19 protein-coding genes and 1 pseudogene are annotated in these 24026 nt (G+C 68.1%); 9 read left to right on the top strand and 11 right to left on the bottom strand.

Translation table 11 applies throughout. The annotated features are described in order from the left end of the window. Positions 1 to 10 precede the first annotated feature (10 nt). Positions 11 to 493, bottom strand: a complete 483-nt coding sequence (locus tag CKW34_RS00440) for a nuclear transport factor 2 family protein (RefSeq protein ID WP_024102596.1) — start codon at positions 491 to 493, stop codon at positions 11 to 13. 168 nt (positions 494 to 661) lie between these two features. Here CKW34_RS00440 and CKW34_RS00435 point away from each other — a divergent pair, with 168 nt between their 5' ends. Together CKW34_RS00435 and CKW34_RS00430 are read left to right on the top strand one after the other, a co-directional pair. After that, positions 662 to 1303: an MSMEG_1061 family FMN-dependent PPOX-type flavoprotein gene (locus CKW34_RS00435; RefSeq protein WP_059382021.1), complete on the top strand. Its 642-nt coding sequence runs from the start codon at positions 662 to 664 to the stop codon at positions 1301 to 1303. Between the two features lie 36 nt (positions 1304 to 1339). Then, the gene (locus CKW34_RS00430) at positions 1340 to 2251 is read left to right on the top strand and encodes an SDR family NAD(P)-dependent oxidoreductase (protein ID WP_059382020.1); all 912 of its coding nucleotides are present in this window, start codon (positions 1340 to 1342) and stop codon (positions 2249 to 2251) included. Between the two features lie 23 nt (positions 2252 to 2274). Here CKW34_RS00430 and CKW34_RS00425 read toward each other — a convergent pair whose 3' ends face one another. Both CKW34_RS00425 and CKW34_RS00420 read right to left on the bottom strand, forming a co-directional pair. Further along, positions 2275 to 3117 carry a cutinase family protein gene (locus CKW34_RS00425; RefSeq protein ID WP_080968217.1) on the bottom strand — a complete coding sequence of 281 codons (843 nt, stop codon included), beginning with the start codon at positions 3115 to 3117 and terminating at the stop codon, positions 2275 to 2277. A gap of 199 nt (positions 3118 to 3316) precedes the next feature. Continuing rightward, on the bottom strand, positions 3317 to 4087 hold the full coding sequence (locus tag CKW34_RS00420) for a hypothetical protein (protein ID WP_228525979.1): 771 nt from the start codon (positions 4085 to 4087) through the stop codon (positions 3317 to 3319). Positions 4088 to 4276: 189 nt separating this feature from the next. On the opposite strand from CKW34_RS00420, the gene CKW34_RS00415 reads away from it, so the two are divergent. Continuing rightward, positions 4277 to 4774, top strand: a complete 498-nt coding sequence (locus tag CKW34_RS00415; RefSeq protein WP_095091997.1) for a DoxX family protein — start codon at positions 4277 to 4279, stop codon at positions 4772 to 4774. Positions 4775 to 4916: 142 nt separating this feature from the next. Here CKW34_RS00415 and CKW34_RS00410 read toward each other — a convergent pair whose 3' ends face one another. The 3 genes from CKW34_RS00410 to CKW34_RS00400 form a co-directional block, all read right to left on the bottom strand. Then, a complete protein-coding gene (locus CKW34_RS00410; RefSeq protein WP_059382016.1) occupies positions 4917 to 6368 on the bottom strand; it encodes a glutamate synthase subunit beta in 1452 nt (483 codons plus the stop codon). After that, complete coding sequence (gene gltB, locus CKW34_RS00405; RefSeq protein ID WP_059382015.1) at positions 6361 to 10956, bottom strand: glutamate synthase large subunit; 4596 nt, start codon at positions 10954 to 10956, stop codon at positions 6361 to 6363. Before gltB ends, CKW34_RS00410 begins: the two co-directional genes overlap by 8 nt. Positions 10957 to 11257: 301 nt before the next feature. After that, a complete protein-coding gene (locus CKW34_RS00400) occupies positions 11258 to 11857 on the bottom strand; it encodes a TetR/AcrR family transcriptional regulator (RefSeq protein ID WP_059382014.1) in 600 nt (199 codons plus the stop codon). Between the two features lie 67 nt (positions 11858 to 11924). Here CKW34_RS00400 and CKW34_RS00395 point away from each other — a divergent pair, with 67 nt between their 5' ends. Then, complete coding sequence (locus CKW34_RS00395; RefSeq protein WP_059382013.1) at positions 11925 to 12968, top strand: FAD-dependent monooxygenase; 1044 nt, start codon at positions 11925 to 11927, stop codon at positions 12966 to 12968. A gap of 129 nt (positions 12969 to 13097) precedes the next feature. On the opposite strand, the gene CKW34_RS00390 is transcribed toward CKW34_RS00395, so the two are convergent. The 5 genes and pseudogenes from CKW34_RS00390 to CKW34_RS00370 all read right to left on the bottom strand — a co-directional run. Continuing rightward, on the bottom strand, positions 13098 to 15215 hold the full coding sequence (locus CKW34_RS00390; RefSeq protein ID WP_059382012.1) for a catalase: 2118 nt from the start codon (positions 15213 to 15215) through the stop codon (positions 13098 to 13100). A 96-nt stretch (positions 15216 to 15311) separates the two neighbouring features. Continuing rightward, positions 15312 to 16793: a carboxylesterase/lipase family protein gene (locus CKW34_RS00385; RefSeq protein ID WP_059382011.1), complete on the bottom strand. Its 1482-nt coding sequence runs from the start codon at positions 16791 to 16793 to the stop codon at positions 15312 to 15314. A gap of 136 nt (positions 16794 to 16929) precedes the next feature. Continuing rightward, positions 16930 to 17592, bottom strand: a complete 663-nt coding sequence (locus CKW34_RS00380; protein ID WP_059382010.1) for a superoxide dismutase family protein — start codon at positions 17590 to 17592, stop codon at positions 16930 to 16932. Continuing rightward, on the bottom strand, positions 17589 to 18401 hold the full coding sequence (locus CKW34_RS00375) for a Clp protease N-terminal domain-containing protein (RefSeq protein WP_080968216.1): 813 nt from the start codon (positions 18399 to 18401) through the stop codon (positions 17589 to 17591). Before CKW34_RS00375 ends, CKW34_RS00380 begins: the two co-directional genes overlap by 4 nt. Before the next feature lie 163 nt (positions 18402 to 18564). Further along, positions 18565 to 18924 (bottom strand): annotated as a pseudogene (locus CKW34_RS00370) (wax ester/triacylglycerol synthase domain-containing protein); the annotation flags it as partial. A gap of 242 nt (positions 18925 to 19166) precedes the next feature. Here CKW34_RS00370 and CKW34_RS00365 point away from each other — a divergent pair. The 5 genes from CKW34_RS00365 (at position 19167) to CKW34_RS00345 (ending at position 23990) form a co-directional block, all read left to right on the top strand. Continuing rightward, the gene (locus tag CKW34_RS00365) at positions 19167 to 20222 is read left to right on the top strand and encodes an ABC transporter substrate-binding protein (protein WP_059382182.1); all 1056 of its coding nucleotides are present in this window, start codon (positions 19167 to 19169) and stop codon (positions 20220 to 20222) included. A 21-nt stretch (positions 20223 to 20243) separates the two neighbouring features. Further along, a complete protein-coding gene (locus CKW34_RS00360) occupies positions 20244 to 21593 on the top strand; it encodes an LLM class flavin-dependent oxidoreductase (RefSeq protein ID WP_059382008.1) in 1350 nt (449 codons plus the stop codon). A 25-nt stretch (positions 21594 to 21618) separates the two neighbouring features. Then, on the top strand, positions 21619 to 22506 hold the full coding sequence (locus CKW34_RS00355; RefSeq protein WP_059382007.1) for an ABC transporter permease: 888 nt from the start codon (positions 21619 to 21621) through the stop codon (positions 22504 to 22506). Further along, complete coding sequence (locus CKW34_RS00350; protein WP_059382006.1) at positions 22482 to 23201, top strand: ABC transporter ATP-binding protein; 720 nt, start codon at positions 22482 to 22484, stop codon at positions 23199 to 23201. The genes CKW34_RS00355 and CKW34_RS00350 overlap by 25 nt, the downstream gene beginning before the upstream one ends. Positions 23202 to 23273: 72 nt before the next feature. Next, on the top strand, positions 23274 to 23990 hold the full coding sequence (locus CKW34_RS00345; RefSeq protein WP_059382005.1) for an SOS response-associated peptidase: 717 nt from the start codon (positions 23274 to 23276) through the stop codon (positions 23988 to 23990). Positions 23991 to 24026: the final 36 nt, after the last annotated feature.

Raw genomic sequence — 24026 nt, 5'->3', positions numbered from 1 at the left:
AGTGGTCGGTTCAGCGCCGTGCGCTCGCGAGGAGGTCGCGGGCGGCGGTGCTGCCGTCGAGCAACCGCGACGTGCGGCGCACGATCTTCCAACTGCCGTCGATCCGGGCGAGTTCGAAACGATTGGCGCTCACCCGCCACACCCGGAACGAATCCGAATCGGCATTGCGGCGCAGCAGCAGCGAGTGGCAGGTCGCGACGGCGGTGTCGCCGTCGACCCGGATGTGCACCGGGTCGAGCAGATGACCGCAGCCCTCCTCGATGTAGTCCTGGTGCGGCCGGGTACGCACCATCTTCATGATGGCGTCGCGTCCCTCCATCAGGCGGATGTCGACGTCGTAGACGGCGTCCTCCGCCCACAGTTCCCCCACCGCCTCGGCGTCACCGGCATCGACGGCCGGGCCGTAGGCCGTGAGGACCTCGTGGATCGCAGCCTTGTCCTCGAGGAGCTGTACACGTTCGAGGAGGGAGGCCAGCAGGGCGGAGTCGGTCATCTCGATCCTTCCGGACGGGGGCGTCGCCACTCGTTCTACCGGGATCGGGAGCCTTGCCTCCCGGGTCGTCCCGGTGACCGGAAGCGCGGCCCTGACCAGGGCACGACCCAGGTGCCGACGTGATCTTCCCGCGCAGGATTGGTACGGTCACCGCCGGAGGTGCACCGGATGGATGCGGACAGGATCGACGAGCTCGTGCAGGGCGGGATACGGACACAGGGTGAGCTCGAGGCCGTCCTGGGCATTCCGCACCCGGCGATCGTCGACAAGGCACGACCACATCTGACACCGCTCATCAGGCATTTCCTGTCGTTGGCGCGGTTCTTCACGATCGCCACCACCGATGCCGTCGGGAACTGCGACTGCTCGCCGCGCGGCGACATCGAGTCGACGGTGCTCGTCCTCGACGACCACACGATCGTGCTGCCCGACCGGCCCGGCAACCGCCGCGCCGACTCGTACCGGAACATCCTCGAGAATCCTCACGTCGGGCTGCTGTTCTTCGTCCCCGGCGACGAGGAGGTGCTGCGGATCAACGGCCGCGCCACCCTGTCGACCGACCCCGACCTGCTCCGGAAGCTGGCGCTGCAGAACAAGCCGGCGCAGCTGGCCGTGATCGTGCAGATCGACGAGGTCTTCACGCACTGCGCACGGGCGATCCTCCGCGCCAAGCTGTGGGATCCGTCGACCTATCCCGAGCGCACGGAGGTTCCGTCGATGCGCGACATGCACGCCGAGCTCCACGCGATCGAGATCCCCGCCGACGCCGAGCCGGGCAAGGGCGAGCTCTACCGCGAGATCCTGTACTGAACTGACCGCACGGCGCGAGTACGTCACGATGGTCGGGTGACCTCTCGGATCGCCCAGATACGCCGCTGGCGCGCCGGTGCTGCACTACGCAGCCGTCTGCGCGACCTGACCGGCGCCCTCGTCGTCATCACCGGTGGCGGTAGCGGGATCGGCCGGGCCTCGGCGATCGCCTTCGCTGCCGAAGGCGCCATCGTCGTCGTCGCCGACAAGGATCTCGACAGCGCCCGCGAGACGGTGGCGCTCGTGAACGTCCCCGCACCGGGCGCCGGAGGTTCCGAGGCCGTCTTCGGCGGTGCCGCTCACGCCTACGAACTCGACGTCTCCGACGAACAGCAGGTCCGGGAGTTCGCACAGACCGTCCGGGAGCGGCACGGCGTCGCCGACGTGCTCGTCAACAACGCGGGTATCGGTGTCATCGGTGCCTTCGCCGACACCCCTCAGAGCGTCTTCGAGAACGTGATGGACGTGAACTTCTGGGGAGTGGTCTACGGCTGCCGCGCCTTCACGGAGCAGATGATCGACGCAGGCACGGGCGGGCAGATCGTCAATGTCTCCTCGGCCGCGGCGTTCATGCCGCAACGCAACCTCGCCGCCTACTCGACGAGCAAGGCCGGGGTGTTCATGCTGTCGGAATGCCTACGCGCCGAACTGCTCGAACACGGGATCGGCGTGACGGTGGTGTGCCCCGACCTGGTGGACACCAACCTCACCCGGGCGACGGCGTACGTGGCGCCGAACAAGGAAGTACGAGCGGCGCGACGCACCCGCACTCTGGCGATGTACCGGCGCCTGCACATCGCGCCGGAGAAGGTGGCCAAGGAGATCGTCGGGGCGGTCCGTCACAACCGGCCCGTGGTGACGGTCGCTCCGGGCGCGAAGGTCCGCAAGTGGTTGATGCGCTTCGCACCCCGCGTCATGCGTGTGGGCGCACGATTCGACATCGATTGACCGGCACCGCCCGATCCGGCCGGTCAGGCCTTCGAGGCGATCCAGTCGTGCAACCACCGCGTGGCCGTCGTTCCGCGACCGTCGACCACGTAGTTCGAGTAGTCCTGGTGGATCTGCGATTCGTAGAAGGTGCGGATCTTCCGCTCGCGCAGTTCGTTCGCCTCGGGCGTGAGCTGCAGTTGCAGCGTCGGGATGCCCCCGGCGGTCATGATGTCGTTGTAGAGGGCGGTCGCCTCGTCGCGGTAGTTCTCGAGCTGCTCGAACGGGCTGCCCGCCGAGATGGCGAGGAAGCCGGCCAGTCGCGTGACGAAATCCTCCGGCGGTGTCGAGCAGTAGAGGTCGCCCACAGCGCAGATGGTGCGCACGTTGGGTGTTACGAATCCGAAGCCTCCCGCGCGGGCACCTCCCGCGCCGGTGCCGGCGACGGGCGGACCGACGAACGGGTCGAGTTCGGAGCGACGCGGGTCGGACAGCAGACCCACCGCGACGAGGCGGTGCGGACCGATCACTCCCAGCCCGGTGCCGATCTCGGCGGCGAGATCGCCTGCGGCGTCGGCGCCCTGGCTGTAACCGACGAGGGCGAAGTTCGTGAGGGGGCACCGCTCGGCGGTGGCCGCGATGATGCCGCGCGCGTTGTCGACGGCGCGGTTGCGCGATGCCGCGTACACGTCGCCCTCCCACGGGAAGGCGGTCGCGGGATACGCGACGTAGTCGACGCGGGAGCTTGCCGGAAGACCGGACGTGACCTGGGCGAGCATGCCGTTCCCGCGGCCGGGGTCGGGGGTGTTCGAGGTCTCCCACGTGCCGGGCACTGCAACCACGTTCAGAGTCGGGCATCCGGGCGGATTCGCTTGCGCTGCAGGCATTGCGACGAATACTGCTGCACAGGCCGCCACTGCGGCCACCGTTGCCGCCCACACTCTTCTCATAGCCATGTCCCCGCCCCGCTACTGTCCTGGTGCCGCGTTCCTCCCCGGCAGTATCGAGTAGAAGGATGACATATTCGTGAACCGGATGTGATGTATCCGAGTCCGGAACGTTGTCGGGAAATCACGGGGCCGCGGATCAGCCGCGGACGACCGTCACCTGTCCCCCGCCGATGTTCGTCACGAAGACGTTGCCCGTCCCGTAGTCGATCGCCGTTCCCGGGACCGGCCGCTCGACGACGCTTCCTTCGGCGGTCGAGGTGGGTTCCGCGACGACGATGTCGGGTCCGAAGAGGTTTGTCACATAGATGTTTCCGCTGAACGGATCTGTGATCACCGCACCCGGCGGAGGGGGCGGCGGGGCCGGGAGGTCCGTCGGCGCGACGCCACGGTCGACGACCGTGACACCACCCGTACCGACGTTCGTGACGAAGACGCCGTCGGTTCCTGCGTCGAGGATCAGCTCCGGCATCCCGGGGAGCGGAGCCTGTGCGGGCGCCGCAACGGGCTCGGGCGTGACCTCCGTCCGGTGCACCGTGACCGCACCGGTACCGACATTGGTGACGGCGACGTTGCCGAGCCCGCCGTCGACCCGCATCTCCACGAGCGCGGTGGACACCTCGGTGCGTCCCGGGACACGTCCCTCGGGATGCGTGACCGTCACGGCGCCGGGACCCACGTTGGTGATGCACGCGTTGCCGACCCCGCCCTGGAGTCCGAGCAGGCGGGGACCGTCGAATCCGAAAACCGGTGGGACGGGCTCGGCGCCGTCGATCGTCACGAGCCCACCACCGTTGCGGATGCACGCGTCCGCAGGGTCCGCGGCCGCGGCGGGAGCCGCCGCGACGGCGGCCACGACGGCACCCGCACCCATCACGACCCTCGCCAGTGCCCGTCTCGTAGCCGTCATGCGCAGAACCATAACGGGTGCGACGCCCGGCGACACGGAAATGTCACAAGCGCAGCGCGTCCGGCGGTTGCTGTTGAACCGATTTCTGTGGATTCACCCCCGGGAAGCGGGGGCAGATCCACAGAAACCGGAGGAACGATGACCAAGCAGCCTGTATGTAAGGGTAGGCATGCTTTACTTCCGCACGTGATGAACTCTGTGCGCCACTGGCCGGACCGTTTCGGCGACCACGCCGTCGCCGCCTTCCGCATCGTCGTCGGTTTCCTGTTCGTCTGCCACGGCACCACGAGCCTGTGGGCGTGGCCTGCGGAACCCTACGGCGGAGCCACCGCACAGCTCGGCGCATGGCCCGGCTGGTGGGGCGCGATCATCCAGGTCGTGTGCGGCGCCGCCCTGATCCTCGGTCTCGGTACCCGGCTCGCGGCCTTCCTCGGCTCCGGATCGATGGCGTACGCCTACTTCTGGGGCCATCAGGCCGACGGCGCACTGCCCATCCAGAACGACGGTGAATCCGCCGCACTGTTCTGCTGGGCGATGTTCGTCCTGATCTTCCTCGGCTCCGGATCGTTGGCCGTCGACCGCCTCCTCGCGCGGCGACGCGAGGTGGCCACACCCGAACCGGCGCCGGCCGAACCGGCACCGGCCACCGCATCCGACACCGATCCCGCGTCGCTCGTCGACGCCTGACCCCACTCACGAACGCCACTCCACGAATGCCACTGGGCCGCACACCTTCCGGTGTGCGGCCCAGTGGTCGTACCTCGTTCAGCGCTGCGACGCTGGAGCGCTCAACTCTCCGGCGCCACTCGGACGCCGGCAGATTCCGCGCTCAGCGCTGCGGCATCGTGGTGGTCGCGATCGGCGCCGGCAGTGCCGTCTCACCCTCGAGGAAGCGGTCCACCGCAGCGGCGCACGCGCGACCCTCGGCGATCGCCCAGACGATGAGCGACTGTCCGCGACCCATGTCGCCGGCGACGAAGACACCGTCGACATTGGTGGCCCACTCCGACGAGCGGGCGACGTTGCCGCGCTGGTCGAAGTCGACACCGAGATCGGTGAGCAGACCGGGCTTCTCAGCACCGGTGAAGCCCATCGCGAGCAGCACCAGATCGGCCTCGAGTTCGAAGTCGCTGCCTTCGACCTTCTCGAAGCGACCGTCGACCATCTGCACCTCGTGTGCCTTGAGCGCGGTGACCTTGCCGTCCTTACCGATGAATTCCTCGGTGTTGACGGAGAAGACGCGCTCGCCGCCCTCCTCGTGTGCCGACGAGACGCGGTACATGAGGGGGTAGGTCGGCCACGGGGTGGACTCGGCGCGCTGCTCCGGCGGCCGCGGCATGATCTCGAACTGGTGGACGCTCTCCGCACCCTGACGGTGCGAGGTGCCCAGGCAGTCGGCGCCGGTGTCGCCACCGCCGATGATGACGACCTTCTTGCCCTCGGCCGTGATGGTCGGGGCCGGCAGGTCGCCGAGCTGCACGCGGTTGGCGATCGGCAGGAACTCCATCGCCTGGTGGATGCCGTCGAGCTCGCGTCCGGGGATCTGCAGGTCGCGGGCGACGGTCGCGCCGCCGGCGAGCACCACGGCGTCGAACTGCTCGCGCAGCTCGTCGGCGGTGATGTCGACACCCACGTTGACGCCCGGCTTGAAGACGGTGCCCTCGGCCTCCATCTGCGCGAGACGGCGGTCGATGAAGCGCTTCTCCATCTTGAACTCGGGGATGCCGTAGCGGAGCAGACCACCGATACGGTCGGCCCGCTCGAACACCGTCACCGAGTGACCGGCACGCGTGAGCTGCTGCGCCGCAGCGAGACCCGCGGGGCCGGAGCCGACGACCGCGACCTTGCGGCCGGTGAGCTTCGACGGCGGGACCGGCTTGACGCGGCCGTCGTCGAAGGCCTTCTCGATCAGCTCGACCTCGACCTGCTTGATCGTCACCGGGTCCTGGTTGATGCCGAGCACGCACGACGCCTCGCAGGGCGCCGGGCAGAGCCGGCCGGTGAACTCGGGGAAGTTGTTCGTGGCGTGGAGACGCTCGATCCCGTCCTCCCACTTGCCCTTGTAGGCAAGGTCGTTCCACTCGGGGATGAGATTCCCGAGCGGGCAACCGTTGTGGCAGAAGGGGATACCGCAGTCCATGCAACGGCTGGCCTGGGTCTGGAGGGTCTCGAGCGGGAACGGCTCGTAGACCTCCTTCCAGTCGAGGAGTCGCAGCGGGACCGGCCGGCGGACCGGGGTCTCGCGGGAACCGTGCTTGAGGAAACCGGTGGGATCAGCCACGAGCAGCCTCCATGATCGCCTCGTCCACGTTCGCACCACGGATGGTGGCGTCCTTGATAGCCATGAGTACCTTCTTGTAATCGCGAGGCATGACCTTCGCGAAGTGGCTGACCTGTTGTGACCAGTCGGCCAGGATGCGGGCTGCGACCTCGGAGCCCGTTTCGTCACGATGCCGCTCGACGGCTCCCTTGAGCCACACGAAGTCCTCGCCCTCGAGGTCCTCGAGGTCGACCAGCTCGGTGTTCAGGTTGTTCTCGAAGTCCTTGTCCGGGTTGTACACGAACGCGACGCCACCGGACATACCCGCACCGAAGTTGCGGCCGGTCTTGCCGAGGATGACGACCTTGCCACCCGTCATGTACTCGCAGCCGTGGTCGCCGACGCCTTCGACGACGGCCGTGGCTCCGGAGTTGCGGACCGCGAAACGCTCACCTGCGATGCCACGGATGAGGGCCTCACCGCCGGTGGCACCGAACAGGATGACGTTGCCGGCGATGATGTTGTCCTCGGGCACGAAGCCCTCGGCCGCATTGTGCGGCGGGCGCACGATGATGCGACCACCCGACAGACCCTTGCCGACGAAGTCGTTCGCGTCGCCGTGGAGCCGCATCGTGATGCCGCGCGGGACGAACGCACCGAAGCTGTTGCCGGCGGAACCCGTGAAGGTGATGTCGATCGTGTTGTCCGGCAACCCTTCCGCACCGTACTTCTTGGTGAGCTCGTGGCCGAGCATCGTGCCGACGGTGCGGTTGACGTTGGTGATCGGGGTCTCGAACGAGACCGGCGTACCCGACTCGAGAGCAGGCTGCGCCTTCGCGATCAGCTCGTTGTCGAGTGCCTTGTCGAGAGCGTGGTACTGCTCCTTGGTGCAGTGCAGGTCCTGGTCCCCGAAGATCGGGGAGGTGACCTTCTCGAGCAGCGGCGACAGGTCGAGCTTCGACGCGCGGTAGTGCTCGACGGCCTTGCGGGTGTCGAGGACGTCCACCTGGCCGATGGCCTCGTCGAGGCTGCGGAAACCGAGCTCGGCGAGGTACTCGCGCACCTCTTCGGCGATGTACAGCATGAAGTTCTCGACGAACTCCGGCTTGCCGGTGAACCGCTTGCGCAGGACCGGGTTCTGCGTCGCGACACCCACGGGGCAGGTGTCGAGGTGGCACACGCGCATCATGATGCAGCCCGAGACCACGAGCGGCGCGGTCGCGAAACCGTACTCCTCGGCGCCGAGGAGGGCGGCGACGACGACGTCGCGGCCGGTCTTCATCTGGCCGTCGACCTGCACGACGATGCGGTCGCGCAGACCGTTGAGCATCAGCGTCTGCTGGGTCTCGGCGAGGCCGATCTCCCAGGGAGCACCCGCGTGCTTGAGGGAGGTCAGCGGCGACGCACCGGTGCCACCGTCGTGACCCGAGATGAGCACGACGTCGGCGTGTGCCTTCGACACACCCGCGGCGACCGTGCCGACGCCGAGCTCGGAGACCAGCTTCACGTGGATGCGGGCCTTCGGGTTGGCGTTCTTCAGGTCGTGGATCAGCTGCGCGAGATCCTCGATCGAGTAGATGTCGTGGTGCGGCGGCGGCGAGATCAGGCCGACGCCCGGCGTCGAACCACGGACCTCGGCGACCCACGGGTACACCTTGTGCGGCGGCAGCTGGCCGCCCTCGCCGGGCTTCGCGCCCTGCGCCATCTTGATCTGGATGTCGGTGCAGTTGCTCAGGTAGTGCGCGGTCACACCGAAGCGACCCGAGGCGACCTGCTTGATCGCCGAGCGCCGCCAGTCGCCGTTCTCGTCCGGGGTGAAACGGCTCGGGTGCTCGCCGCCCTCACCGGAGTTCGAGCGGCCACCGAGACGGTTCATCGCGATCGCGAGGGTCTCGTGCGCCTCGGCCGAGATGGAGCCGTAGCTCATCGCGCCGGTCGAGAAGCGCTTGACGATCTCGCTCGCCGGTTCGACCTCGTCGAGCGGCACCGGCGGGCGCACACCCTTCTTGAACTCGAACAGGCCGCGCAGCGACGCGAGTCGCTCCGACTGGTCGTCGACGAGCTTGGTGTACTCCTTGAAGATCGAGTACTGGCCGGTGCGGGTCGCGTGCTGGAGCTTGAACACCGTGTCCGGGTTGAACAGGTGGTACTCGCCCTCACGACGCCACTGGTACTCGCCGCCCACCTCGAGCTCGCGGTGCGCGCGCTCGGACTGACGGTCGAGGAAGGCCGTGTGGTGACGTGCCGCGACGTCCGCGGCGATCTCGTCGAGGCCGACGCCGCCGAGCTGCGACTGCAGGCCGGTGAAGTACTCGTCGACGAGTTCCTGCGACAGGCCGATGACCTGGAACAGCTGCGCACCGGTGTAGGAGGCGAGCGTGGAGATGCCCATCTTGGACATCACCTTGAGCACGCCCTTCGAGGCCGCCTTGATGTAGTTGGCGATGGCCTTCTCGAGGGTCATGCCCTCGGGCAGGTCGCCGTTCTGCAGCAGCTCGTCGATGCTCTCGAACGCCATGTACGGGTTGACCACGGCCGCACCGAAACCGCACAGGGCGGCGATGTGGTGGACCTCTCGGGCGTCGCCGGCCTCGACGAGCAGACCGACCTTGGTGCGGGTCTTCTCGCGGACGAGGTGGTGGTGTACCGCGGAGGTGAGCAGCAGCGACGGGATCGGCGCCAGCTTCTCGTCGGACTCGCGGTCGGACAGCACGATCAGACGTGCGCCCTTCTCGATGGCCTGCGAGACCTGCTCGCGGATCGAGGCGAGTGCGCGACGCAGACCCTCGCCGCCCTCCGCGACCGGGTACAGGCCGCGGATGATGACGCTGTTGAAGCCGGGGAACTGCTTCTCGTCGTTGACGTGGATGAGCTTCTGCAGGTCGTCGTTGTCGATGACCGGCGCGCCGATGAGAATCTGCCGGCACGACGCCTCGGTCGGGTTCAGCAGGTCGCCCTCGGGGCCGAGCATGCCGCCCATGCTGGTGACGATCTCTTCGCGGATCGCGTCGAGCGGCGGGTTGGTGACCTGCGCGAACAGCTGCGAGAAGAAGTCGAACAGCTGACGCGGACGCGACGACAGCACGGCGATCGGCGTGTCGGTGCCCATCGAGCCGAGCGCCTCGGCGCCGGAGGCCGCCATCGGCTTGACGAGGAGGTCGACCTCTTCGCGGGTGTAGCCGAAGACCTGCTGACGCAGCACGACGCGCTCGTGCGACATGTAGGTGTACTTGCTCTCGGGCAGGTCCTCGAGGCGGGTGACGCCGTTGGCGACCCACTCCTCGTAGGGATGCTCGGAGGCGAGCTCGCGCTTGATCTCCTCGTCCTCGACGATGCGGCCCTTGGCCGTGTCGACGAGGAACATGCGGCCCGGCTGCAGGCGACGCTTGCTGACGATCTTCTCGGTGGGGATGTCGAGCACACCCACCTCGGAGGCCATGACGACGAGGCCGTCGTCGGTGACCCAGGCACGCGAGGGGCGCAGACCGTTGCGGTCGAGCACGGCGCCGATGACGGTGCCGTCGGTGAAGCACACCGAGGCCGGTCCGTCCCACGGCTCCATGAGGGCCGAGTGGTACTCGTAGAACGCGCGACGGGCCGGATCCATCGAGTCGTGGCGCTCCCATGCCTCGGGGATCATCATGAGCACGGCGTGCGGCAGACTGCGGCCGCCGAGGTGCAGCAGTTCGAGCACCTCGTCGAAACGCGCGGTGTCGGACGCGCCCGGCGTGCAGACCGGGAAGATCTTCTCGAGCTTGTCGCGACCGCCGAAGACCTCGGTGTCGATGAGCGCCTCGCGGGCACGCATCCAGTTGGCGTTGCCCGTGACGGTGTTGATCTCGCCGTTGTGCGCCACGCGACGGAAGGGATGCGCGAGCGGCCACGACGGGAACGTGTTGGTGGAGAACCGCGAGTGCACGAGGCCGAGGGCCGAGACGACACGCTCGTCCTGCAGGTCGCGGTAGAAGCCCTTCATCTGGGGCGTGGTGAGCATGCCCTTGTAGACGAAGGTCGACGCCGACAGGCTCGGGAAGTAGACGGTCTCGCTGCCGGGACCGTCCTCGCCCGCGCCGTGGTGGCCGAGCTCGTGCTCGGTGCGCTTGCGCACGACGTACGCGCGGCGCTCGAGCTCGAGGCCGGTGAGCGCGCGGGCGCCGGAGGCGACGAAGATCTGCCGGAAGGTGGGCATGGCGTCCTTGGCCATGGAGCCCAGCTCGGAGTCGTCGATCGGGACCTCGCGCCAGCCGAGGACCTCGAGGCCCTCTTCGGCGACGATGCGATCGACCTCGGCGGCCGCGGCGTCGGCCTTGGCCGTGTCCTTGGGCAGGAACGCGATACCGGTCGCGTATGCACCTTCGGCGGGAAGATCGAAGTCGACGACCTCACGGAAGTAGGCGTCGGGGACCTGGATCAGGATGCCGGCGCCGTCGCCGGTGTTCTGTTCCGCTCCCGCTGCACCGCGGTGTTCGAGATTCACCAGAGCGGTGATCGCCTTCTCCACGATGTCGCGACTGCGACGACCGTGCATGTCGACGACGAACGCGACGCCACAGGAGTCGTGCTCGTTCGCCGGGTGGTAGAGCCCTCGAGGCCCGGGGAGATGAGTCATACCTAGCCTTCGTTGATGCGATAGCACCGACGACCAGCAGCGCTGATGGCCATCTACTGCCGTAGACGGGTATCGGCCGGGTGCCCGATACCTTCGACATCGCCAGTATCCGCTCATCCGCGACGGTGCGGGTGCCTTTTTCGGCAGCACGAGCGTGGACCCGGCGACCGGTGGGACGTCGTGGTCCCACCGTCTTCGAAACGAACGATATGCCAGGTGGCGGGGGGTAATGCAAGCAAGCCTGCCCTATTCTCCCGCCCACCTGCGGAAACGCAGCTGTAACGCACCGGAATCGCGGGCGTCACCCGGCTGTGGGGAGAAGCATCCGCACCATCCGGGCCACGCCGTCGCGCGGGTCCGGTCCGTCGTCGTGCGAGGTGCAGCGATGCAGGATCAGGCCGTCCAGGTAGTCGATGAGAACCCGCGCGGCGGTGGCGGAATCGTCGACTCCGAGGCCCGCGAGCACGGTCCCGATCCATCCGCGCAGTTCGCTGCGGCGGGTCTCGACCCCGGCACGGAGGTCGGGCGTCGCCATCGCCTCGACGAACATCGCGAAGCGAGCGCGGGTTCGCACGAGGTCGTCCCCCGTCACGAACATCACATAACCGTGCATAAGGTCTTCGAGCTCACATGCGTCGCCCGGCATCGCGGAGCCGATCGCCGCGAGCTGGACCCGGTCCTGCTCGAGAAGCCTGTCGAGCACCCCTTCGACGAGAGCCTGGCGGGTGCGGAAGTAGTTGGACGTGGAGCCGGCGGGCACACCGGCGATGGCATCGACGCGGCGGTGGGTGAGGGCGCGCAGCCCTTCGGTCCCCACGAGATGGATCGCGGCGTCGAGAGCCGCGGTGCGTTTGTCGGCGGTTCGTTTGTCGGTTGCCGGCCGAGGTCGTTCGTCGGTCACGACTCGATCCTACGAGCTTCACTACAGGAGTAGTGACACGGCACTACATTCGTAGTACGTTCGGGCCATGACCACACGACACGGCAAGGCAGCGATCCTCGGCGGAGGGATCGGCGGGCTCACCGTCGCCAACGCGCTCGTCCGGCGCGGCTGGCATGTCGACGTCTTCGAACGCTCACCCTCTCTCCCGGACACCGGCACCGCACTCGGCATGTGGGCCGAAGCCCTCGACGCCCTGACCACCGCCGGCTGCGGCTCCGGTCTCGGCGGGCAAGTGGAGAAGCTCGGCGTGCTGCAGGACGGCGCGGCCTTCCTGCGATGGGACGGACGGGTGATCGGACGCATCCGCACCTTGGCGCGACCGGTCGTCCTTCTCTCCCGGCCGAAACTGCTCACGATCCTGGCCGAGGGGCTCCCGTCCGATCTCGTCCGGTTCGGAGCGCCGGCGCCCGAGTTGCCCGACCTCGCCGCCTACGACGTCGTGATCGCAGCGGACGGCATCAACAGCGCGACGCGCGACCGGCTGTTCGGTCCCGCCTACCGTCCCGTGTACACCGGCTACTCGGCGTGGCGCGGCTGGGTATCGGGCACGGTGCCGACGACGAGCGAGTCATGGGGACCGGGCGCGCTGTTCGGCATCACCCCGCGTGACGGGGATCTGACCAACTGGTTCGCCGCCGTGCGCGCCCCGGCCGGCGGAGCGGGGAGCATCGACGAACTGCGCGAGCGTTACCGCGACTGGCACCCGGCCGTGCGCAACGTACTCGACCGGATCGACGCCGCCGACGTGCTGCACCACGATCTGTACGAATCGCCCCCGCTGCCGTCCTTCGTCCACGGCAACGTCGCGCTGATCGGTGACGCCGCTCACGCGATGGCACCGAATCTCGGTCGCGGCGCGTGCGAGGCGATGATCGACGGCGCGACACTCGCGGTCCTGCTGTCCGAGCATCCGGCGGCCGAGGCGCTGGAGCGATACGACCGCGCCCGGCGGCGCCGCACCCAGCGGCTGGTGCCCGCGTCCCGAACCCTTGCCCGGGTGGCGACCGCACGCCGGTTCACGGCTCTGCGCGACCCGTTCGTGGGCGCGGCAGCGCGATTCACCCGATGATGCGATTCGTGCCCTGACCTGGGCGTAAATAACAACTGGCCGCAGCGATGAGAATCAGCTGCGGCCAGAGGTAACGAAAGAATAACTTGGGGCACCCGAACTTCGGAAGGTGAGCTCAGGTGAGGTCTGTCACACGGCGTCTCGATCCCACACTCGGTGGGTACCCAGCAGCTCCAGCACCTGTGCGACGGCCGTCTCCGGTCCGTCCACGATCTCGACACCCGGTGCCTTCAGCTCTTCCAGTGCCGCCGCACCGGCGCCCCACGCGGCCAGCGCCTTGTGGTGCCGGAACATCTCGTCGACGAGGATCCGGACCCGCGTGTCGGGGACGGTCGTCGCCATGATCACGGCGTCGAACTCGATCGAGCGGGCCGTGAGGAAGGTACGCGAGATCGGCACGACTCCACCGAGCATCCCGCCGTGCGGGGCCACGACCAGCGGGACGCAGTCTGCCGCGTCCACGGCCTGCACGGCCGCGAGCACCTGATCGACGTCGGTGGTGTCGTCGGCGACGATGCCGATCAGACGACCCTGGACGGGCCACGTCTTGCCGACCTGCGCCAGCGCGGGGCTCTGCGGGAGATCGGAGACCTCGACGGTCGGCTTCGGCGCCGGCAGACCGAGACCGGCCGCCACCTTCTCGCACAGCCCGGTATCGATGTTCGCCAGGATCTGCAGCTGCCGTTCCTTGATGGTCTGCTCGTAGCACTTGCCCAGCTCGAAGGTGTAGGCGTACGCCACGTGGTCCTGCTCGATCTCCGACAGGCTCAGGTAGAACTGGCGGGCCTGCGTGTAGTGGTCGTCGAACGACCGGGAGATCTCGCGCTCCTTCTTCGCCGCCGGCACCTCGACCGGCAGGTCGACGAAGGCACCGTCGGCGACGCCGGCCATGAACGGACATCCCGCGTCGAGCGAGTTCGGCTTGTACGGCGCGACACCCGTGTGGACGGCGTGCTGATGGAAGCCGTCGCGGAACATGTCGTTGACGGGAGCGTGCGGGCGGTTGATCGGGATCTGCCCGAAGTTCGGTCCGCCGAGTCGCGTCAGCTGGGTGTCGAGGTACGAGAACAGGCGGCCCTGCAGCAGCGGATCGTCGGTGACGTCGATGCCGGGGACGAGGTGGCCCGGGTGGAAGGCGACCTGTTCGGTCTCGGCGAAGAAGTTGGTGGGGTTGGCGTTGAGGACCATCGTGCCGATGATCTGCACGGGAGCCAGTTCCTCGGGGACGATCTTGGTGGGATCGAGCAGATCGATCCCTTCGAAGGTCTGTTCCGGGGTGTCCGGGAAGACCTGCACACCGAGATCCCACTCGGGGTAGGCACCGGCCTCGATCGCGTCGGCGAGGTCGCGGCGGTGGAAGTCCGGGTCGAAACCGTTGATGAGCTGGGCTTCCTCCCACACCAGCGAGTGCACGCCGAGGCGCGGCTTCCAGTGGAACTTCACCAGCGCGGTGTCGCCCTCGGCGTTGACCACGCGGAAGGTGTGGACGCCGAAGCCCTCCATCATGCGGTAGGAGCGCGGGATGCCGCGGTCGGACATGTTCCACATCGTGTGGGCCGTGGCCTCGGTGTGGAGCGAGACGAAGTCCCAGAAGGTGTCGTGGGCGCTCTGCGCCTGCGGGATCTCACGATCCGGGTGCGGCTTGCCCGCATGGATCACGTCCGGGAACTTGATGGCGTCCTGGATGAAGAACACCGGGATGTTGTTGCCGACGAGGTCGAACGTGCCTTCCTCGGTGTAGAACTTCGTCGCGAAACCGCGGGTGTCGCGCACCGCGTCGGCCGAGCCACGGGAACCGAGCACCGTCGAGAACCGCACGAACACCGGTGTCTCCACGTCCTTCTGGAGGAACTGGGCACGCGTGATCGAGCTCGCGGCGCCCGTCGCGCGGAAGACACCGTGGGCGCCGGCGCCGCGGGCGTGCACCACCCGCTCCGGGATGCGTTCGTGGTCGAAGTGGGTGATCTTCTCGCGGAAGTGATGATCCTGCAACAGGATCGGACCACGCCGGCCCGCCTTGAGGGAGTGGTCGGTATCCGTCAGCCGCGCACCCTGAGCCGTCGTCAGGTACTCCCCCTGCTGGGCACGACCGCGCGGCAGATCCGCGGGAGTACCGGTGGCCGTCCTGACCTCGGGCTCGACCTGATCCGGCTTGGGCTCGGGCGGAGTCGTGGGCGTCGTGGGTTCCTCCACGGACGGCACGGTGGACGAGGGAACACCGGGGATCTTCGGGGTATCGGCGGGCATGGGAACTCCGATTCGTGGCTGTCGTCTGTCGAGTGGATATCCGGGGCTGGGCACGTCTTCCCCACGACTACCCGTGGGAACAAAGATCAAACTCGGTCAGCGAATTCCGTCCCACAGCGTCCGCAGATCGGCCTCGTGGTCGTCGGCGGTCGCACACGTGTCGCCGAAGAGCATCTCGGTGCGTTCGTCCCCGTAGGGCGGCCATCCCGGCGAACCCGTGGTCGCGAAGTCCACCCACGCCCGGTGCATCCGCGTCGCCAGCTCCTGCGGAGGTGCGGAACCCGCGAGCGCCGCGGCCTGAGGGAGATGGAGATTGTCGAACACGAAACCGATGTCGAGCGCGTGGGTCGCGCCGAGCCGGCCGTCGAACAGCGGCGACTTCCAATCGAACCGGTAGACATGGGTTTCGGCGTCGTGTGCGGCACGCGCCTCCGCGACGCGGAGCACCGGGATGCGGTACATCCAGTCGCGCACGATGTGCATGGCCACCTCACCGGGACGAGCATCGGGCCGGGCGCGACGGTAGGCGTCGAACGCCTCCGGCTCGGTGAGGCCGTAGGCGGCGGCGAGTCCGCGCGCAGCGGCCTCGTCGAGCAGTCCGTCGACCCCGAGAGGCACGAAGAACAGCGTCATCTCGTCGTCGTTGTGGCCGATGAGCACATCGACGTCGGATCCCGCGCCCTTCCCCACGAGGTCGATCGGCCGGCCCGGGAGCACGGTCCCGTCCACGCACGGTTCGAAGGCCATCGAGTCGGTGGCGATCTCACCCCATGTCGCCGGGTCGCGCTCACTGCGGATCCGGGCCGTGAGACGTTCCTGCGCGTCGACGAGCACCTTCGGCTCGATCCCGGCGAAGGCCGCGCGGGTCGGGGCGACGCCGAGCATGGCGCTCAGGGCGCCGGCGACCGTCCGCGCGGTGCCGGCCGACATCACCGAATGGCCGGCGCCGCTCTGGGCGATCGCGCGACGGAACAGCCCGCGCGCGGCGGGCATCGCCAGCAGCGAGACCACACTCATCGCCCCCGCGGATTCACCGGCGATCGTCACGCGATCCGGATCACCGCCGAAGGCCGCGATGTTGTCGCGGACCCATGCGAGGGCGGCGACCTGATCGAGGAGACCGCGGTTCGCCGGCGCGTCGTCGAGGAGCGCGAATCCCTCTGCGCCGAGTCGGTAGTTGATGCTGACGAAGACGACACCATCGCGCGCGAAGTTCGCGCCGTCGTACAGCGCCACCGCGCTGCTGCCGTGCACGAACGCGCCACCGTGGATCCACACGATCACGGGCAGCGAGCCGGAGAGGTCGGGACTCCACACGTTGAGTCCGAGGACGTCCTCGCCCGGGATCGACGGTTCGTGCAGGAGCTGATCGATCGGTGGGGCGTACGGCGCCTTCGGGGCGGTGGGACCGAACTCGGTCGCGGGGCGCACGCCGTCCCATCGGGGAACAGGTCCGGGCGCTGCGAATCTGAGCTCACCGAAAGGCGCGGCGGCGTACGGGATGCCCTTGAAGACGGCCGTGCCGCCGACGGTCGTACCGCGTACTCGTCCGCCGGTGGTGTCGACGACGGGTTCCATCCACGCTCCTCCTTCACCGGTTCCGGCGTCAGCATGGCACGGAAGTCGTTCGCCCGAGCCCGATTCACGGCACGAGAACGGTCCGGCGGGTGGCGCTCACCCACCGGACCGTCGGGTCGTCACTGCGTCGTCCGGGTCAGAAGTCCTCGTCGATGCAGGCAAGCCGGTCGCCGGCCTGTCCTGCCTCACCCGGTGCGGTCATGGTGTGCTGGGCGTGGAGCACCACCGAGTTGGCCTCGTCGTCGCGGAACTCCCAATCGACGGTCGTGGACGCCTCGGCGTTGCCCTGCGCGTCGGTGGTGATGTCGAGCCAGATCTCGTTCTGCGGATTGGCGTAGGCGGGGTCGGTGGACGGAGAGTCCGGGTTCGCCGCCGGGTCGACCTGGTTCTGGTAGTGCGGCCCCGAATCGGACGGGTTCGGCCCGCACGGCTGCGTGTGGACGTGCGCTCCGAAGTCCCGATCGGGTTGCAGACCCATCACCCGGAGGGTGACGGTGGTCCGGCCGTTCTCGTCCTCGGATTCGACGTCGAAGGTCGCGCCGACCGGCACGGCCTCTTCGTCGTAGGTGAAGGCGTTGTCGTCGTCGCCTCCCTCGTTCGGGAGCCCGAAGGCGTCGCCACTCATTCCGGGCAGCGGCGTGGGCATGGAATCGGTGGTGGTGGTGGTGGTCGTGAGCGAAGTGGGTGGGGTCTCGACGGTGGTCTCGGTGTCGGTGGACGAGTCGTCGGTGCTGCACCCGGCGGCCACGAGCGTGGCGACGGAGAAGCCCGCGACGAGACATGCGTGGCGTGTGTTCATGCCTTCGACGTACCCCGAGGGGGCCGTCGGCGAACCTGGGGCGCGCAGGTCCTGCCCGGCTCTACGCCCCCGGTCCCGCCGTCCTCGGACTGCTGGGCCTCGACGATCGCGGCGAGGTCCTCCGAGATCTTCTGCTCGACGGCGCTCTTGTCCACGCCGGCCCCGGCCAGCACGCCGTCACCGTTCTCGTGTTCGAGCAGTGCCAGGAGGATGTGTTCGGTACCGACGTAGTTGTGACCGAGACGCAGGGCTTCCCGGAAGGTCAACTCCAGCACCTTGCGGGCCGCGGCGTCGTAGGGGATGAGTTCGGGGAGGTCACCGACCGGTTCGGGGAACGTCGCCTCGGCGGCCGCACGCAGGGTCGCGAAGTCCACTCCCTGGGCGGCGAGTGCGCGTGCGGCGATCGAATCGGAGTCGCCGAGCAGGCCGAGCAGCAGATGCACAGGTGTGATCTCGGGACTGCCCGAAGCACGCGCCCCGGTCATCGAGGCCACCACCGCTTTCCGTGCACGTGGCGTGAAGCGGGAGAACCCCTGTTGGGGGTCGAGGTCGTTGTCGCTCTTCGACACGAACCGTTTCTGAGCGGCCTGCTTGGACACGCCCATGCTCTGGCCGATCTCCGACCACGACTTGCCGGATCGTCGGGCCTGGTCGACGAAATGGCCGATCAGGTGATCGGCGACCTCACCGAGATGGTCGGCCGCGACGACGGCATCGGACAGTTGCTCGAGCGGATCGTCGTGGACCTTCTTGATCGCGTCGATGAGGTCGTCGAGCCGGATGGGATGGGAAGGACGAATGGGTTCCATGCGTCAACTCTAAGTTGACGCATAGGATCCGTCAACCATCGGTTGACGCTCAGGGGTGCGAGGTCGCCGTTGCAGAGAGCGTGGTCTCGATGCGTGTGCCCTCGTCTCCCACCGCGAGCACGTCACCGAAGCCCTCCACCAGCAATTCGACGAGGACAGGCAGGTCGAGGCCGTCGACGATCGTCGCCTCCCAGAGGGGACGGTCCTTGTCGAAGGCCGACATCGCCGCTGCGCGCACGAGTGGGAGGACGGCGCCCAGTCCCCCGGGATGCGGGAGCGCGATGCGCCGAAGATGCCAGGACAGGTCGAAGTCCGGGTCGTCCACCCATCGCGGTGGGGTCCGCCCGAACGGGGATTCGACGAGCTTGCGGCGGAAGCTCGGCACCGCACGTGTTCCGCGCTCCATCATCCGGACGAAGCGCTCGTGATCGGGTGAGCGGTCGAGCAGTGCCACCGCGACGATCGTGGACCGCAGGACCGGATCCTCCTCCATCCGCCAGGACATCAGATCCGTCTGCGACATGTGCCGATCGTCCGCACTCATGCGCGCCACCTCCCCGGCCTCCGGTTCTTCCTCGCACGGTAACCGCCGCGATGCGCGGATACGGGCGATATCGGCCGCGAACAGCACCGATGGGCGAAATAGAGGACCTTTCGCTCACGCTGACGCAAACCCTGGTCCCCCGGCGACGGATCGCACAGGATCGGTGACGACTTCGACGCCGTCGAAGATCGCTCCCCGTCGCAAGAACCGTGAGGAAGTCCATGCCCCGTCTACGTCGTGCCGGATCGACGGCCATCATCGCGCTCCTTCTGACCGCGGTCGCGGCATGTAGCTCCGGTTCCTCGGGCGACGGCCTCGGTTCCGACAGCGCGCTGCCCACCGAGATCCCCGCGGGCACCAAGCTCGTCATCGCCGACCAGGGTGAGCGACAGCTGGCCCTCCTCACCGGCTCCGGACAACTCGACGAGCTGCCGTTCGCCTACGAGTTCGCGACCTTCCAGGGTGCGCCCTCGATCCTCGAGGCGTTCCGCGCCGACGCGGTCGACGTCGCATGGGCCGGCGAGATCATGACCGTCCAGTCGCTGGTCGCCGGCGACGACGTGCAGGTCGTCGCGGCCATGCAGACGGACAACAGCCTCAACATGGGCATTGCCCCGAACGCTTCGGATATCGAGACGCTCGCGGATCTGAAGGGCAAGCGCATCGGCTACGCCGAGGGCACCTCGCAACAGGCCTTCGTGCTCCGTGGCCTCGACAAGGCCGGCCTCTCGGTCGACGACGTCGAGCTCGTGTCGATGTCGCTGCCGGACTTCCCGGACGCGCTGCGCTCCAACCAGATCGATGCCGCCCCCATGAGCGAGCCGGTCTTCTCCCGGTACATGCAGACGCCGGGCGCGACGTCGCTGCCGCGCCCCGAGATCGAGGACCTCAGCGAGGGCATCTCGTACCTCTACTCGAGCAAGAAGGCCCTGTCGGACCCGGCGACCGCCGCGGCGATCCGTGCCTACGTCTCCGCCTACATCACGTCCGTCGACTGGGCCGACAACAACCGCGACGCGTACATCGACACCTACTTCGTGAAGAGCCAGGGCCTGACGGCCGCGGACGGCGAGCGCATCCTCGACACCGCCGGGATCACCACTTTCCCGCACCTCGACGAGGAGCTCATCGCGACCCAGCAGCACACCATCGACGTGATCGATGCCGCCGGTGAACTGCCCAAGCCCGTCGACGCCGCCGACGCCTTCGACCTTCGCTTCGACGAGGTCGTCACCGAAGCGGTCGCCGAGACCGGCGCGTCCCACACCCGCAGCTGACCTTTCCGAGGGGAATCCGACATGACGAACCGCCAGCTCAACCTCAACGCCTTCATCTACCCGACCGGCCACCACGAGGCCTCGTGGCGCCACTCCGGCAGCGTGCCCGAGCGTCTCTACGACGTCACCTACTTCCAGGAACTCGCCCGTCTCGCGGAGAGCGCGAAGCTCGACGCGGTCTTCTTCGCCGACGGCCCGGCCCTGCGCACCGAGGTGAAGTACCGTCCGGACTACGGCCTCGAACCGATCACCACGCTGGTCGCGATGGCCACGGTCACCACGCATCTCGGGCTGATCGCCACGGCGTCGACCACCTATTACGAGCCCTACAACCTCGCCCGGTTGTTCTCCTCGCTCGACCACATCTCCGGTGGCCGCGCCGCCTGGAACATCGTCACCACCGCGACCGAGGCAGCAGCAGCGAACTTCGGGTACACCGAACATCCCGACGTGCACGAGCGGTACGCCCGCGCACGCGAATTCGTCGACGCCGCGATCAAGCTCTGGGATTCGTGGGAGGACGACGCACTCGTCATCGACAAGGCCGCCGGCGTCTACGCAGATCCGGACAAGATCCACCGCATCGACGTCGAGGGCGAATACGTCAAGGTGCGCGGCCCGTTCGGTTCGGCCCGCTCGCCGCAGGGACGCCCGGTGCTCGTGCAGGCCGGATCCTCGAACGACGGCCGCGATTTCGCATCGACCTACGCCGAGGCGATCTTCACCGCGCACCAGCGCATCGAGGACGCCCAGGCCTTCTACACCGACATCAAGACCCGCGCAGCGGCATTCGGACGCAACCCCGATCACGTGAAGATCCTGCCGGGCCTGAGCCCGTTCATCGGTGCGACCGAGGCCGAGGCGAAGGACCTGCATCGCGAGTTCAACGAGCTCACCATCGTCGAATACGGCCTCGGGCAGCTCCAGAAGATGGGCCGCATCGACGTGTCCCGACTCGAGCTGGACGAGAAGGTGCCCGTCGAGTTGTTCGCCGGCGCAGGCGACATCACCGACAACAACAACAGCCGCCGCCTGGTCTTCGCGAAGATCGTCGAGCGCGAACAGCCGACCCTGCGTCAGCTGCTGCACAAGCTCGCCGGCGCACGCGGCCACAACGTCGTCGCAGGCACGCCGGTGCAGATCGCCGACATCATCGAGGAGTGGTTCACCAACGGTGCCGCCGACGGCTTCAACATCATGCCGCCGCAGTACCCGCAGGGCCTCGAGGCGTTCGTCTCCCAGGTGGTGCCGATCCTGCAGGAGCGCGGCCTCTTCCGGACCGAGTACACCGGCACCACGCTGCGCGACCACTACGGCCTGCCGCGTCCGGAGAGCCAGTACGCGCGCGAGCTCGCTGCCGCCGGCGTCTGACCGAACCGACGAAAGGACTGGAGCCATGAGCGTCTCCGTCGAACCCCGGCGTTTCGGCAGTGGTCTGGCCGGTGACGCCGACACCGACCAGAAGCCCGATCCCGGCGCGACGGCCGACCTGTCGCCGCGCACCACCCGCAGCCGCCTCGCCCCCGGCAAGCCGATCAAGTTCGGTCTGGCGATCGGTCCGGTGCTGCTGCTGGTGGTGTGGATCATCACCTCGGCCACCGGGGTGCTCGATCCGAAGACCCTCTCGGCGCCGTGGACGGTCGTCACCACCGCCTGGGATCTGATCGGCGACGGGCGACTGCAGTCGAACCTGTGGACCTCCGTCCAGCGCGCGCTGATCGGCGGGGTCATCGGTGTCGTCCTCGGTCTGGTGCTCGCACTGGCCGCCGGCCTCTCGCGCATCGGTGAGGCGCTGATCGACGGCCCGGTGCAGATCAAGCGTTCCATCCCCACCCTGGCGTTGATGCCGCTGGCCATCCTGTGGTTCGGCATCGGCGAGGAGATGAAGATCCTCCTCATCGCTCTGTCGGTGTTCGTCCCCGTCTACATCAACACCTACTCGGCGCTGCGCGGCATCGACGCCCGCTACGTCGAACTGGCCGAGACGCTGGATCTGTCCCGCGCCCAGTTCGTCCGGCGCATCGCCCTGCCGGGGGCGCTGCCCGGTTTCTTCACGGGTCTGCGCCTGGCGGTGACCATCTCGTGGCTGGCCCTGGTGGTCGTCGAGCAGGTCAACGCCTCGAGCGGCATCGGTTACCTGATGTACCAGGCCCGCAACTACGGCATGACCGAGATCATCATCGTCGGACTGGTGGTCTACGCGATCCTCGGATTCGGCAGCGACCTGCTGGTCCGTGCGGCAGAGAGGAAGGCGCTGGCATGGCGCAGGACGATCGGCAGCTGACCGTACGCACCCGGGGCCTGAGCCGCGGTTTCGACGGACGGGCGGTACTGAACAACATCGACCTCGAGATCGCCCCCGGTGAGTTCGTGGCACTGCTCGGACGCAGCGGCTCCGGCAAGAGCACCCTGCTGCGCGCCCTGGCCGAACTCGACCACGGCGTGCCCGGCTCGGGCACCCTCGAGGTGCCGCAGAAGCGGGCGGTGGTCTTCCAGGACTCGCGACTGCTGCCCTGGGCTCGGGTGCTCGACAACGTGATCCTCGGTCTCGACGGCGACGCCGCCGAGCGCGGCCGCACCGCCCTGGCGGAGGTCGGGCTCGCCGGACGCGAGAAGGCCTGGCCCACCGAGCTGTCCGGTGGTGAACAGCAGCGGGTGTCGCTGGCTCGGTCGCTCGTGCGTGAACCCGAACTGCTGCTCGCCGACGAGCCGTTCGGTGCCCTCGACGCACTGACGAAGATCAGGATGCACGGACTGCTGCAGGAACTGTGCGCCAAGCACCGGCCCGCGGTCCTGCTCGTCACCCACGATGTCGACGAGGCCGTCGCTCTCGCCGACCGCGTGCTCGTGCTCGACCACGGCTCGTTCGCCGTCGAACTCACCATCGACCTGCCGCATCCGCGGGCCGATCATGTCGTCGAGATCGCGGAGTACCGCCGCACCCTGCTCGAGGCACTGGGAGTCGAAGTCGCCGTCTGAGCGACCCGCTCCGGAGCGACCGATGCGAGAGAATCGAATCGTCGCTCCGGAGCCGCCGACGGGAGATGCATCGTGTGTGGACGTTATGCCAGCACCAGTACCCGCGGGGATCTGCTCGCGGCCTACGACGCCGTCGAGGCCGTGGGTGAGGAACTGCCCCCGTCGTACAACATCGCCCCCACCCAGCGCGTGAACGTCGTCCTCGAGCGAGCGCCGCGCGAGGAACCGGACGCCGAGCCGATCCGCATGGTGTCCTCGCAGATCAGGTGGGGGCTCGTACCGTTCTGGGCGAAGGACCCGAAGATCGGGTCGCGGATGATCAACGCCCGCTCCGAGACCATCACCCAGAAGCCCGCCTTCAAGGCGGCCGCAGCGAAGCGGCGGTGCGTGCTGCCGGCCGACGGGTACTACGAGTGGATGAAGGGCGAGGACGGGAAGAAGATCCCGTTCTTCCTCCACGCGGACGGACCGATCTCCATGGCCGGGCTCTACGAGCTGTGGCCGAACCCGGAGCTGCCGGAGGACCATCCCGACCGCTGGTTGTGGACGTGCACCGTGCTCACCCGTCCCGCGACCGACGCCGCCGGGCACATCCACGAACGGTCGCCGGTGATCCTGCCCGACACCTTCGTCGATCCGTGGCTCGATCCCGGGCTGAACGACCGCGACGACGTCGACGCCCTGCTGAATTCGATTCCCGAACCCACCCTCGAACTGTACGAGGTGAGCACCGCGGTCAATTCACCTCGGAACAACAACCCCGACCTGCTGCGACCTGTCGATTCGTGAAATTCCGTCCGTATGGTGTTGCCCACGTCGGACCGG

It is taken from the genome of Rhodococcus rhodochrous (genome assembly GCF_900187265.1).
In the GTDB taxonomy this organism is placed as follows: Bacteria; Actinomycetota; Actinomycetes; order Mycobacteriales; family Mycobacteriaceae; genus Rhodococcus; species Rhodococcus rhodochrous.
The sequence above is the reverse complement of the archived record's forward strand: the minus strand, read 5'-3'. Positions and strand labels throughout refer to the sequence as shown.

Bases quoted from the DNA above. Each gene is read 5' to 3' on its own strand.
- CKW34_RS00390 (WP_059382012.1), bottom strand. From the start codon at position 15,215: ATGCCCGCCGATACCCCGAAGATCCCCGGTGTTCCCTCGTCCACCGTG.
- CKW34_RS00385 (WP_059382011.1), bottom strand. From the start codon at position 16,793: ATGGAACCCGTCGTCGACACCACCGGCGGACGAGTACGCGGTACGACC.
- CKW34_RS00440 (WP_024102596.1), bottom strand. From the start codon at position 493: ATGACCGACTCCGCCCTGCTGGCCTCCCTCCTCGAACGTGTACAGCTC.
- gltB (WP_059382015.1), bottom strand. From the start codon at position 10,956: ATGACTCATCTCCCCGGGCCTCGAGGGCTCTACCACCCGGCGAACGAG.
- CKW34_RS00420 (WP_228525979.1), bottom strand. From the start codon at position 4,087: ATGACGGCTACGAGACGGGCACTGGCGAGGGTCGTGATGGGTGCGGGT.
- CKW34_RS00415 (WP_095091997.1), top strand. From the start codon at position 4,277: ATGAACTCTGTGCGCCACTGGCCGGACCGTTTCGGCGACCACGCCGTC.
- CKW34_RS00355 (WP_059382007.1), top strand. From the start codon at position 21,619: ATGAGCGTCTCCGTCGAACCCCGGCGTTTCGGCAGTGGTCTGGCCGGT.
- CKW34_RS00425 (WP_080968217.1), bottom strand. From the start codon at position 3,117: ATGCCTGCAGCGCAAGCGAATCCGCCCGGATGCCCGACTCTGAACGTG.
- CKW34_RS00375 (WP_080968216.1), bottom strand. From the start codon at position 18,401: ATGGAACCCATTCGTCCTTCCCATCCCATCCGGCTCGACGACCTCATC.
- CKW34_RS00360 (WP_059382008.1), top strand. From the start codon at position 20,244: ATGACGAACCGCCAGCTCAACCTCAACGCCTTCATCTACCCGACCGGC.
- CKW34_RS00365 (WP_059382182.1), top strand. From the start codon at position 19,167: ATGCCCCGTCTACGTCGTGCCGGATCGACGGCCATCATCGCGCTCCTT.
- CKW34_RS00380 (WP_059382010.1), bottom strand. From the start codon at position 17,592: ATGAACACACGCCACGCATGTCTCGTCGCGGGCTTCTCCGTCGCCACG.
- CKW34_RS00350 (WP_059382006.1), top strand. From the start codon at position 22,482: ATGGCGCAGGACGATCGGCAGCTGACCGTACGCACCCGGGGCCTGAGC.
- CKW34_RS00435 (WP_059382021.1), top strand. From the start codon at position 662: ATGGATGCGGACAGGATCGACGAGCTCGTGCAGGGCGGGATACGGACA.
- CKW34_RS00395 (WP_059382013.1), top strand. From the start codon at position 11,925: ATGACCACACGACACGGCAAGGCAGCGATCCTCGGCGGAGGGATCGGC.